The organism is Sphingomonas sp. PP-CE-3G-477, from assembly GCF_003050745.1.
Taxonomy (GTDB): domain Bacteria; phylum Pseudomonadota; class Alphaproteobacteria; order Sphingomonadales; family Sphingomonadaceae; genus Sphingomonas.
Map to the genome: position 1 here is coordinate 1 of NZ_QAOF01000021.1, position 12,017 is coordinate 12,017.

Consider the following 12,017-nt stretch of genomic DNA (forward strand, 5'->3'; position numbering starts at 1 on the left):
GACGCGATCTTGGACCGCCTCCTTCACAACGCTCACCGCGTCGAACTCGAAGGGGACAGCCTGCGGCGCACCAAAGCGTCCATCGGCGATTGACCATGCCTCGTGAAAATGACACCCAACCCATGTCGACCGAGTGACCGCAACTGATCGCGATCAAATCGGAACGCTGCGCGCCATCAAATCGGAATGGCTGCGCGCGATCGTCGGAATCCGCACGCAAGGGATGGCAGGAGGTGAACTGCTTCACCGAACCGGCGGAGTCGGCGGCAACGCTGCACCGTCCGGGTATGAGAGCGCTGCTTGCGGCGGTGGACGTCGGCGGCATCGACGTCGTCTTTGCCGATGCCATGGACCGGATATCGCGTAGCCAAGCCGGCATCGCGACGTTGTATGAGCGCCTTCGATTCCGCGGCATTATTCTCGCAACGCGCAAGGAAGGCGAAGTGACGCCTCTGCACATCGGGATGATGGGCACCATCAACGCCGAGCAATTGAGCGCCACCAGCGAAAAGACGCGCGATGCGCTAGTCCGCCGCCATGCGATGGGCAAGAATCCTGGCGGCTCGGCCTATGGCTATGAGAAGCGTATCGAGCACGACGGCAATGGCGAACGCATCCGCGGCTTGCAGCAGATCGTGCCGGCCGAAGCAGCCGTGGTTGTGCGCATCTTCGAAAGCTATGCGGCAGGCCTATCGCCCATGGCCATCACGCGACAGCTTAATGCTGAGAGCGTACCATCCCCGCGTAGCGGCAGAACCACCAGACATCCTCTCGGGAAAGCTGCGGCCTGGACGCCGAACACGCTGACCGGCAATGCCGCGCGCGGAACCGGGATCCTCAACAATCCGTTGTATATGGGCCTGCGACCGTATGCCAAGCAGACCTATCGCAAGAACCCGGACACGGGAAAGCGTCATGCGTTCATCAATTCGGAGGAGAAGCGGGCCGATGTCGTCGAGGCACCGGACCTGCGGATCGTCAGCGTGGCGCTGTGGGAGAAAGTAAAAGCGCAGCAGACAAAGCTGGCGCGAGGTCCGTTGTCGCAGACAGCGGCTCCCGCCCTGCCCTTCTATTCCCAGCAGCGCCCCCGGTATCTGCTGACAGGCAAAATGACCTGCGGATCCTGCGGCGCCAGCTATGCTAAATCCGGTAAGAGCCGATTCGGGTGTCAGGGCGCTGCCAAGAAGGGTCCGACCTGGTGTGATAATCGTGTGACGATCCGCCAGGACGAACTCGACGCGCGTGTCCTAACGGGGTTGTCGACCGAGATGCTGCGCAACGATGTCGTGGCGGCCTTCCTGGCAGAGTATGAGACGGAAACCCGGCGTCTGGCGACCGAGACGGTCAGCACCCGCCCGGAGCGTGAGGTCGAGCTGGCAAACCTCGACCGGCAAATCAGCCTCGCCAAGGCGGCCATCCTGAAGGGTGTCGACGCAGCGATGTTCGTCGAGGACATGAAGGTCTGGAACGAGCGTCACAAGGTCCTGCTTGCCGAACAGGACGCCGCGCAGACAGCATCCACAGAATCCCAGTTACTGCACTTCGACCTTGGTCGCCTTTATCGCGAGAAGGTCGGTCACCTCACTGCGGCGTTCCTGGACGATGCGCTGAAGGCGCAGGCGTTCGAACGGTTGCGCGCGCTTATCGACGCGGTGGTTCTAACGCCAGAAGAAGGCGGTCTCGCCATCGACCTGCGCGGAGAGCTTGCGTCGATGCTGTCGCTATGTGCTGGAGCAGAAACGCAAAAAGCCTCCGCGGGGGTTTCCGAGGAGGCGTTGCAAATCAAGATGGTTGCGGGGACAGGATTTGAACCTGTGACCTTCAGGTTATGAGTACGTGGCGCTGATGTATAACCCTTTGTAAGAGAGGCTTTAGTTATTTTTTACCTCGAACATGTGCTAGTTCGTGTGCTAAATTAGCCTCCGCAGCTCTGGTCTCGCCGCGTCATTGATCGGCACGGCCGAACGGCTCGTCTCTCGTGCCGCGCTGCAATCTAAGCGCTCGCCCGGACTATTACTGATGTCGTAGTTCAAGGGCGAGGCAACCGAGCAGTAGGTTCTAGGCCAAGGGGCGACAGAAATTGCAGCCCCCGCTTCGCTCACCGACCCTTCCCCGAGCCTCCCACTTGCCTTACCGCGTGCCTCATCGATCGCCGACCGTACCACGCAGCAGGACTGGACCCGCCTTAGCAGATTGTTTTCGAGCGTCCCGTCAAGGAGGTCGGCGATGGTGCCGGTCGGGGCAGCTTAGATTTTCGCTGGGACTTGATCTGTCATTCAGGGTCTACACCTCGAAGTGAAGTGTCCGGTTTCGCTGTTACCAACCCTGTTCAAACAGGTTTTGTGTCGCATACCGTCTGCTCGTTCAGGGTATACCCGGATTGACGCGGAGCGTAATGACCTCCCGCCCTTTTTGTCGGTGACGGAAAAATCTCTGGATTTTGGTTTCCGTACACTCGGACAAAGCGATAGGGTTTTTCGCCTGTGCCACACATAGATTCGGGCGCCCCCGGTCGCCGGATCTGATGGCTGACGACAATCATGTGGTTTCGAACAGGTGGGGTGATGATCAAGAACGTCGATCGATGGGGAGCGAAACCGTCGCCCTTCCGACCATTCATCATGCAACCAGCTACGTATTTAGCTTATATCTTAGCACTTACTCCCAATCTAAGTCGACGATCGGCCGGTATTGGAGAGCCGTAAGCACCACGAGCCTGTGTCAAGTTTTCTCCTGCCACATGGATCGACACCCTTGGTGTTAGCATCCGGGCAATTTTAGTGTCGACTGTAATGGCTGCCGGTACGCGTATCATCGCCAACTCTGTCGACGGAAGAAAACTGCTTTGGCGACTGGCGCTTGTGAGATGCGCCAATGTGGTCGCTGACCATCCACCTGCGGCATAATCGAGGCTCAGATTGGCCCGATGCTGCGGTGTGGCCGCCTTAGGAAAGAGAGCATAAAAGGTGGTATTACGGTTGGCCGGGATGTTCTCATCCACCCGGGTCACATTGTAGTTAAATGACCAACCGAAGTTGGTCGCGATCTTACCGGACGCTGACAGCTCAACGCCGTAGCTTTCAAAATTTCCCACGTTGGCAAACCGAGTGACGGCGATCGGTTCCGGTGTCAGCACTACCGTTACATCAACAGACCCCCCTGGCGAGGCGATCAACTTGTCGGTCCGGGTATAAAAGAGGGATGCATCAAACCTTAGGCCTGACGCCAAGCTATGCGAATAGCTCGTCTCTGCACTCCAGACGGTGACTGGAGCAAGACGGGGATCGCCAGTTAGATATACCGGGATCGGAACTTCAGGCGCCGGAACGGTCACGCGTAGGCCAAAGCCGATCAGCGATGGCAACTGCAGGCCACGTCCGCCGTTAACCCGGAACCGGCCATTTTCGCTGACCTGGATGGTTGCAGCGGCGTTGAAGCTGACCGGCGTAATCGTGCGGTTATAGGCTGAGGCAGGATCAATCTGAGGTGCTGCCGGCGCCCCCCCCTGACCCAACCAAAGATGATCGAGCCGCAAAGCGCCCGTCAGCGAAAGGCGGGCAAGCGGACGAATGTCGATCATTCCGCTGACCGCTGCAACCTGATAACCAATGCGATGTGAAAACAGACTGTCGGAGCCGAGCTGGTTGTTGCGGTATTCGGTACCAATTCGAAGGGTGTCTGCCGCGCTTATTCTAACGAGCGCCGACGCGGACATCACGGTGATGCGGTTGCTCGTACGAAGATCGGCAACGCTGCTGTAGGGGTCAGAAATGGGCGTGGTAATCCCATAGTCCGCCTGCAACCAATTAGTGTAGACGCGGCCAGAGAGATTGCCCCAGTTGGTGTCGTGGTTCACCTGTAGTCCGGCGGTCTGATTGCGGAACCGTTGCTCGGTCAGAATCTGGCTCGGCAAGAATTCCAGTTGCCGGTTGCCGGTCAGCCCACCATTAAGTTCGATGGAGGTTGAGGCGCCAGCCTGAATTGCCAGCGTCGCGCTCACCTGATCGGCATAGATGCCCAATGTACGTGGCGGCTGGTAAAGTGCGCCTGGGATCGCGCGCTCGTCTTCCTTTTGATGTCCGCCAGTTACCTTCAAGCCGATAGATGGGCTAACAGGTATGGTGAACGATCCGCCAATGCGTGCATAACTATGGGTACCAAGTTCTGCAGTTGCACCAAGATGCGGATCTGAACCAGCGTTAGTGGTGATGATGTTGACGACTCCACTGGCGGCATTGAAGCCAAACAGCGCAGTAGCAGGACCTCGGACCAACTCGATCTGCTGGATGTCATCGAGCTGCACACCAAGTAGGTTCCAGTTTGTCATGCCGTAATGATCAAGATAGACCTGTCGCCCGTCGACTAGAACAAGTAGCCTGGCGTTATAGGTCTGGACACCGCCGCGAACGGCAACGTCACTCTGGCCCGCGGTCCAGCGATTGACATCAATTCCGGCATAAGCCTTCAAGAGATCCGGTACACTGCGGGCTGGTGACCGCTCGATCTCGTCATGCGTAATAATAGTAATTGAGGCGGGAGCTTCAGACGCTCGCTGAGGCTTGCCAGTCACGCTGGTCGTAATCGGCTCACCGAAGGCGTCACCCAACGCAGCATAGTCGACGATCTGTGCATCGAGCCCGGTGGGTACAATCGCACCGATTGCGGTGGCGACCACAAGGGTAAGAAGGCGCCCCATGATCAGATTTCCTTGACGAGCATGAGGAAAGCGGACCCAAACCTGATACCGCTTCGACGCGCCGCAGCCTTATTCACGATGATCTGTGTTTTGCTCGCTCCGCTGATGCCCACAATGCATTTTCCCGCCACGACGCAGCCAGCGTCGGCGGTGATTGTCAAAATAGATTGCGCGCTGGCAGCTGCGGCCACTTCGTCCTGGTGCGCGCGTAGACCCGTGGTAACGAACGCAGCCTTCGTGCCAGTCAGCTGGCCTAGGTTACTCACTGCCACCCGCCGCGTGCGGAGCGTCGCACGGCCCAGCGTGAAGCCACCAGTCAACATGCGCTCCATGTCAGACGCCTCCGCCTCCGAGGCAGCGTTGCCGGGCTGATAAACAATGCCGACCGGTACCAGTCCGACAGGCGATGGTTGAACGAATGATATGATACGGGCGGCAACGGGGACGTTGAGAACAGCCGACGGGGCCGTCGCCGCTGGCCAAATCATGCTAGTGACGAGGGCTGGCCCCGCGAGGAAAGATAGATGTTTCACACGTATCCCGATCGTTTGTCCCGCCGGATAGCAACGGGATGTGTGCCAGTGGTTAATACCCGCCGGGAATGTGGCGGCGGATCGAATGAACCGTTCTGGCCTGTGGCTATGTCTTTTCGAAACCTATGGACGGCACCTGTTTTTGCTCAGGCGGCCACCTGACAGGCTGTGCTGAACAATCGGACAGTTTCAGTGAATGATGCCGGTTTGCCGAATAAGTAACCCTGCCCCTGGGTACATCCCTTTAGTGAGAGCATCGCTGCTACCGCCGCGTCCTCGATACCCTCGGCCGTAACCTTCATGCCGAAGCTGAGCGCCAGCGAGATGATCGCATCGACAATCTTCTCGCTCTCGACGCTGTCAGTGAGCGATGTGACGAAACTTTGGTCGATTTTGATCTTGTCGAACCGGAGGCGTCGCAGGTTGGATAGGCTGGAATACCCAGTACCGAAATCATCCAGTGCCACGGATATCCCGCTTTGGCGGAAGGTTGCCAGCACACGTTCGGCCGCGACGATGTCATCCATCACCGCATCCTCGGTAATCTCGATCTCAAAACGCGATGGCGAGACGCCTTCAGCGAGGATGATGGCGATCAGTGCCTCGGCCAGTCCCGGTTCTTCGAACTGGGTCGGCGAAATGTTCAAAGCCAAACGCAAGTGAGCGGGGATCTGGCGCGCATCAATACACGCCTGTCGCAGGATCGAATTGGTCATCGCCGTTATCTGGCCAGTGCTATCGGCAAGTCTGATAAAGGCGTCAGGCGCTAGTAGCCCGAGACGAGGATGATGCCAGCGCGCCAGAATCTCAAAGCCGCATAGCCCCCCATCTGAGAAACGGACGATTGGCTGATAGAACGGCTTTACTTCGCTGCGGCCAATACCATCGCGCAATTCCTGCTCCATGCGTCGGCGCTCGAACCGCTCGGCTTCCATTGAAGGGGAAAATAGGCAGACGCCGCCCTTGCTGCCCCGCTTGGCTTCATACATCGCGATGTCTGCGGCATGCAGTAGCTCGCTCCCAGCGACCCCATCATTCGGGAAGCGGGAGACCCCGATGCTGGCACCGACCGTAATCGTGTTACTGCGCCAGGCGAGCGGTTGATGAAGCACGTGACTAGCTTGGTAGGCCAACGCCATGGCATCGCCTGTGCTCCCTTCGTCTGGCACGATTATAGCAAACTCGTCCCCGCCCAGGCGCGCAATAGTGGCATAATCCCCACAGACGCTATGCAGTCGGTGTGCAACCGTCATGAGCACCGTGTCGCCGGCAGCGTGTCCATGCATGTCATTGGCATCTTTGAAGCCATCGAGATCAAGCAGCACCACTGATAATCCTCTGCCAGCGGTCATGGCAGCGTCAATGGCAATCTCAAGCGCGTTACCGAACTCTCGTCGGTTAACGAGACCTGTCAGCGCGTCAGTGCGTGCGAGCTTCAGCGCCTCCTGCTCGGCGATACCGCGGCGCGTGATCTCCGCTGTCAGTTGGACACCACGTTCGGCTGCCAATGCGAGCCAAGCATAGGATAGGCCGGCGACGATCAGCACCGCAGCCGTAACTAATGCGACAAGCCATCGCGTCCGCCACGCAGCATCCTCGGCATGACGGTGCGCATCGGCAATGCCGGAGGCTGCGATTGCCTTGACCTCGGCCAGCACACGGTCTGCATTGGCACGAAACGGGCGCAGCATGGCAACGCTAGTGGAGAAGTCGACTTCCAGCATCGACGACACCACTCCAACCGCTTCATCATATTTGCCGAGCTCTGCAACGACCCGGGTAGCACGAGTGATGTCCCAAGGGTCGAGCGCCTCCCGCTGCCTGGCCAGATCGGCGCTGATCTGACTGATCCTATGGCGGATATTGATCAGGCGTCGGGTGCTGTCAGCGGCGCGGCCGTTAGCCGACGCATCAACCAGCAGGCGGTACAGGTTGCCATCTTCGTGGTCGAAGCGCGCGGCAAGCTCGCTCAATGAGACTGCCGTCTGCATGTCATGGTCAACGATGAGGCTGTTGGCATGTTGAACGTAGATGAGCGTGCCAAGGCAAAGTGTCACTGCCAGCACGAGCAATATGATCACGGCCTTGGGGCCAGCTATATACTGCGGTAGCCGCGACTTTCGTTCGATCTCGGAAACAGCGTTAAGGCTGGTCAACCCATCATCTGGTTGAACAAGGTCAGCAAAGCATTGAGCGCGAGCTTCTGAACATGCAAATTGCGGCCCCGGACCTATCTCGTTTTGCGCGAGACGCGAGGCACGGCGACCGATGCGAAAGGCGGCGCCTCGGATGGTTCGTCGTTCCAGCATGTTCAGCGCCTATGCCGCTGACAAGACTAACAAATCCTTTTGCGATCAAAAAAGATTTGCAATCCGCCCAAGCTTGATACCTCACGCGCAGGATCGGCGGTATGTCATCTCGAATCTACCGAGGAAACTATCAGCGCGAGCTAATCCCGCCGTCGCAAAAATGGGCGCATACCAGAGTGCCTCGTGAGCAACCATTCCGGTCATACAAAGCCGGGCCGGCGTGGCCAGTAGTGAAGCCGGACCAACCGGTCCGCCACGATCGAGATGCAAAGCGGAGAAGTACGTTACTGTGCCACTAAACGTCCGATGCGGCGCGTTGCTAGCAGGCCCGACATCAAGTGGGCGGTGAGTAGGATCTGCATATCGAACCATTTGTGATCACCGCATTTTCCGGTCCTTCCATGCACCAATCTTAAATATGTGGCCTCGGGTAAACTAAGATTGCCAGCAACCAATCAAATACCTAGATGCGCCTCCAGAAATGGAGCCCTGCTATGTCTGACACTACCCTCGATCTGAACCCCGTTGAGCTCGCCACGGAATTGACCATCGCGTGGTTAGCAAACCCCAACACGCGTACCAATGCTGACGACGTTCCGGCCTTCCTGAACAAAATGTACGAAACTGTTTCGGTACTGGTCGGCGGAAACGCTACGGCTGCTGAACCCGAGGCACCTGCTCAAGAATACACCCCGGCCGTGACGGCGCGTAAGTCGCTTGCCAGCCCCGATCACATCATCAGCATGATCGATGGCAAGCCGTACAAGACGCTGCGCCGCCACCTTGCGACTAACGGCATGACGCCAGTGGAGTATCGTGAGCGTTATGGCCTGAAGGCTGATTACCCCATGGTCGCTCCGACCTATTCGGAAGCACGTCGCACGATGGCGAAAAGCATTGGCCTGGGTCGCAAGCCCGGTCAAACCAATGCAGCCAAGGCAGACGCCAAGCCCACCCCGGCTCCGCGCAAGCGCAAGACCGAAGAAACGGCAGCCGAATAAGCCATGGCATAGCTTCCCGGAAAACGGGAGCCGAGCCCCTGTGGAAATGCAGTCTACGTCCCTGGAGGCGCGTCCTCAGGGCCTCCAGGGTCATCAGACGGCGATCATGGCCACTAAAGGGCACGATGCGCAGGTAGCGGGTCTTCAAGGGCCCGGCTCGCTGCCACCAGCCGGAAAATGCCTGTAAAAGGTTGCGACCGAGACGCCGATCGCCTCGGCTACGTCCCGGGGACGATCGCCCGCAGCGAGCAGCTTCATAGCCGTGGCCCTCTTTGGCGTCAGGACCGACTTGCGCCCCCTGCCCGGCCCGTTCTTGCGACGGGCCGCCAGTAGCCCGGCCATTGTGCGTTCGCGGATCAGCTCACGCTCCATTTCTGCGATCGACGCCAGAATGTGAAAGAGCAACCTGCCGGTCGGCGTCGCTGTGTCGATCCCGTCGGTTAGGGACCGTAACTCGATACCGCGGGTAGCAAGGTCAGCTGCCAGTTCGACAAGGCCCTTCATCGAACGGCCAAGGCGGTCGAGCTTCCAGACGACGAGCGTGTCTCCCCGGCGAGCGACGTTCAACGCTTCTGACAAACCCGGACGGTCGGTTTTCGCGCCACTCGCCTTGTCACTGCAGATCCGTTCGCATCCCGCAGCGGTCAGAGCGTCCGTTTGCAACGTCAAATTCTGGTCAGATGTCGAGACCCGGGCATATCCGATGAGCATCAGCGGGGAATCCGCCATGTTAGGGCGCCTGCCTCGGAATGCGGCGAAGCGATCTGCGCTCTCACGCAGCGCGTCGCCGTCGGGGCCGTCGAAGGCGGGCGGTGGTACGCGAAGGTTTAGCCGGCCAAGGCCGTCTAGGACTTGAACATAACCCAGCCCGGTACGGTCCTTCGTTTCCTTGGCCGAACGGTGTCCTGAGGCATAGGCGCGCAGTGCGTCGTCGATCGTCATGGTTCGACCCTTCTCAGCTAGTCAACAAAGTTGGCGTTCAATGAGAATGAACAATGAGAACATATTTTGAGAAAGTGGAATTCCAGGCCGGCTATCATCTGTGCTCGCCGAGGATTATTCATTGGTGAGATCGCTAGGCACGTTGCCGCCAGCGGGATAATCGATGTCGTAAATTTGGAGATCACGCCATGCCTGGTGCGCTGCTCGCGCTGCTCAGTGTCCCTACCCCTCCGGTACCGTTCGCCACACAGCGGACGGAGGTCGTTGCGTTCACCGCCAGCGATGTCACCTGTTCAGGCGAGCCGATAGTAGCCGCTAACATCGTTCGGCCTTTCACAGCCGTTGCAACGCGTTACGGTCCCGCCGTTACCGAAAGCCCCTCACCCACATATCGGTTCTCCTTCGTAATCGATGCGCAGGGGCGCGCCCGCACGATCCGCCGTGATAGGACGGAATCGCCGGGTTGGTATGTCGACACGAGCGATCTTGCCCCTGCGCTGGCGGCTTCGAGCTTTCCAACCGGAATGCCGCAGGCAAAATGCAGCGTGTCCTTCAAGGTATCGGTCACGCCGATCGAGAAGGCGTCGATGCCGGATTTGTACGAACTGGCGAGCCGTCCGGACTCCATAGGATTCGCGCCTGCCCTGTTTGAACGAGTTCGCCCCGCAGACTCAAACTGCCCCCGCGAGCCAGGCCAGTACCGGCGTCTTAACCTGCCGGCCTTCGAAAAACTGTCGCAACCGGCGCGCCGACCATCTTGGGTGTTTCTGGCATTCGACGTGAACGCCGCAGGTAAGCCTGGCAACGTCCAGACATTGGGTACGTCCGGCGATACAGGGCTCGAGCGAGCCGGCCGAGAAGCTTTGCTGGCCAACCGCTATGAGCCGGGAGCGGGTTTTCACGGATGCACCTATCACTTCTACCATAACGGAAGCGCCAACCTGGCGGCCCCCGTACCGGTGCCAGACACGCCCCTGGATACTGGAGACCAGCCCGGTTGTATCGTGGATCCCAAATCGATCCCGGGTCTTCTCGACGGAAGCGCCTACCCCAGAGCGTTCTGGCGCCGCGGAATCGAAGGGGCGGCCGTAATTGGCTATGATACGGCGCCATGGGGAGCGGTAGGGAACGTAAGGGTTCTAGGTTCTGAACCGGACGAGGCGTTCGGCGATACCGCGCGCAATGCGCTTTCCAATGCGCGGGTAGTAGAAAGCGATTCAGGCCGTCGAGGCTGTGTTCAGCGGGTCAAGTTCAAGCTTCCGCCGAAGAGCACCCGGTAACGAGCACTGCCTGGCTGGCGTTCCCGATCGGGAACGCCATAGGCTTCTCAATTGGCGTTCCTAAACGGGAAGGAGTTGGCTTCAGATCACCGATGTGGATACTGGACACATGGGTGCTGCGCTGTACCAGCGAAGCAGCGTGGTGAGGGGGAAAAATTGGTGCGTCGATCAAAGATTGCTTGGGCCGTAGGGTTGCTGCTGGCCGTAGCTGCTACGCCGTCAGCGGCGCAGCCTACAGGGCAAGTATCGTTGACGGTATCTGCCACGCGCGCGACCACTCTCGTCACTTGGGTACCCTAGCAGGTAAAAGGCGTCGTCCTGTTCTCGACGGGACATGGCTCATGGCCTGAGCGCTACGATGCAGTCGTGTCGGCATGGCAGAAGGCAGGGTTTGCGGTGATCGCGCCGGTGCATGTCGATTCGATGCACTATCCCGATCGCGAGAAGTTCAGCCGCGAGGCGAGCTTCGGGGAACGGATCGCCGACCTTCGCGCGGCCAGCGCCTATGCGGCGAAGACTTGGCCGGGGCGACCGGTAGTGGCGGCGGGGCATAGCTTCGGTACGCTGACCGCTTTGTGCTTGGGCGGCGGGCTGGCATCGCTTGGCAACTTCCGTGATCCCAGCGTCAAAGCAGTGCTCGGCTTTTCGTCACCCGGACGCATTCCTGGCCTGATCGGACCGGATGCCTATGCCGGCGATCGTGTGCCGATGCTGCTCGTAACCGGCGACCGCGACCTTGTGCCCGGATTGGTCACGGACTGGCATGATCATCTGCTGCCAGTGCAATCCGCTCCGACCGGCGACAAGTTCGGTGTCGTCTACGCCGGTGCCGATCACGAGTTCATCGGACGGCCCGCCGATGCCAATTTCATCAGCGCAGCCGCAATCAGCACCGACTTCCTACGTGCCTACGGCCTGTCGGACGCCAAGGCGCGGGGTCGGCTAATGAATATATCCGACACAGCCACGACGACGTGGACGCGGCGCTGATAGAAGGTAGTCAGGGAGCTCACACCGGCGAACCTTCCCGAAATTCGATCGGATTTCGGGAATGTCCGGGTTGGGAAGGAAAGCGGACTGGCGGCTTTCAGGAAACTAAGTTGGTAAGCTGACATCCGGACGGTAAGCTGGCGCTATGGGTGACGACAGAACGCGCACGAGTGTAGCGCGTCGATTACGGTGAGCGGTCTGGCGTCAATTAGGTTGAGCGCCTGAGGGTGATTTGAGACTGATCGAAACATAGGATTTGGTCAAGG

8 protein-coding genes and 1 pseudogene are annotated in these 12,017 nt (G+C 59.1%); 5 read left to right on the forward strand and 4 right to left on the reverse strand.

Annotated features, from left to right (window positions below):
- Positions 1–9 precede the first annotated feature (9 nt).
- Positions 10–93, forward strand: a complete 84-nt coding sequence (locus tag C8J45_RS18595) for an ATP-binding protein (protein WP_258191469.1) — start codon at positions 10–12, stop codon at positions 91–93.
- Between the two features lie 59 nt (positions 94–152).
- The gene (locus C8J45_RS18600; protein ID WP_258191540.1) at positions 153–1,832 is read left to right on the forward strand and encodes a recombinase family protein; all 1,680 of its coding nucleotides are present in this window, start codon (positions 153–155) and stop codon (positions 1,830–1,832) included.
- Between the two features lie 812 nt (positions 1,833–2,644).
- Here the strand turns inward: C8J45_RS18600 and C8J45_RS18605 are convergent.
- From C8J45_RS18605 to C8J45_RS18615, 3 genes are all read right to left on the reverse strand, one after another.
- Complete coding sequence (locus C8J45_RS18605; RefSeq protein ID WP_107964642.1) at positions 2,645–4,696, reverse strand: TonB-dependent siderophore receptor; 2,052 nt, start codon at positions 4,694–4,696, stop codon at positions 2,645–2,647.
- Between the two features lie 2 nt (positions 4,697–4,698).
- Entirely contained in the window at positions 4,699–5,028 is a 330-nt protein-coding gene (locus tag C8J45_RS18610; RefSeq protein ID WP_162236997.1) for a YfiR family protein, read from the reverse strand.
- 347 nt (positions 5,029–5,375) lie between these two features.
- On the reverse strand, positions 5,376–7,310 hold the full coding sequence (locus C8J45_RS18615) for a bifunctional diguanylate cyclase/phosphodiesterase (RefSeq protein WP_219907409.1): 1,935 nt from the start codon (positions 7,308–7,310) through the stop codon (positions 5,376–5,378).
- Between the two features lie 722 nt (positions 7,311–8,032).
- Here C8J45_RS18615 and C8J45_RS18620 point away from each other — a divergent pair.
- Positions 8,033–8,539: a MucR family transcriptional regulator gene (locus C8J45_RS18620; RefSeq protein WP_056413502.1), complete on the forward strand. Its 507-nt coding sequence runs from the start codon at positions 8,033–8,035 to the stop codon at positions 8,537–8,539.
- Positions 8,540–8,683: 144 nt separating this feature from the next.
- On the opposite strand, the gene C8J45_RS18625 is transcribed toward C8J45_RS18620, so the two are convergent.
- On the reverse strand, positions 8,684–9,250 hold the full coding sequence (locus C8J45_RS18625) for a recombinase family protein (protein ID WP_107956072.1): 567 nt from the start codon (positions 9,248–9,250) through the stop codon (positions 8,684–8,686).
- A gap of 419 nt (positions 9,251–9,669) precedes the next feature.
- Between C8J45_RS18625 and C8J45_RS18630 the strand changes: the two genes are divergently transcribed.
- A complete protein-coding gene (locus tag C8J45_RS18630) occupies positions 9,670–10,761 on the forward strand; it encodes a TonB family protein (protein WP_107964644.1) in 1,092 nt (363 codons plus the stop codon).
- A gap of 315 nt (positions 10,762–11,076) precedes the next feature.
- Positions 11,077–11,751, forward strand: a pseudogene (locus C8J45_RS18635) (alpha/beta hydrolase family protein); the annotation flags it as partial.
- Positions 11,752–12,017: the final 266 nt, after the last annotated feature.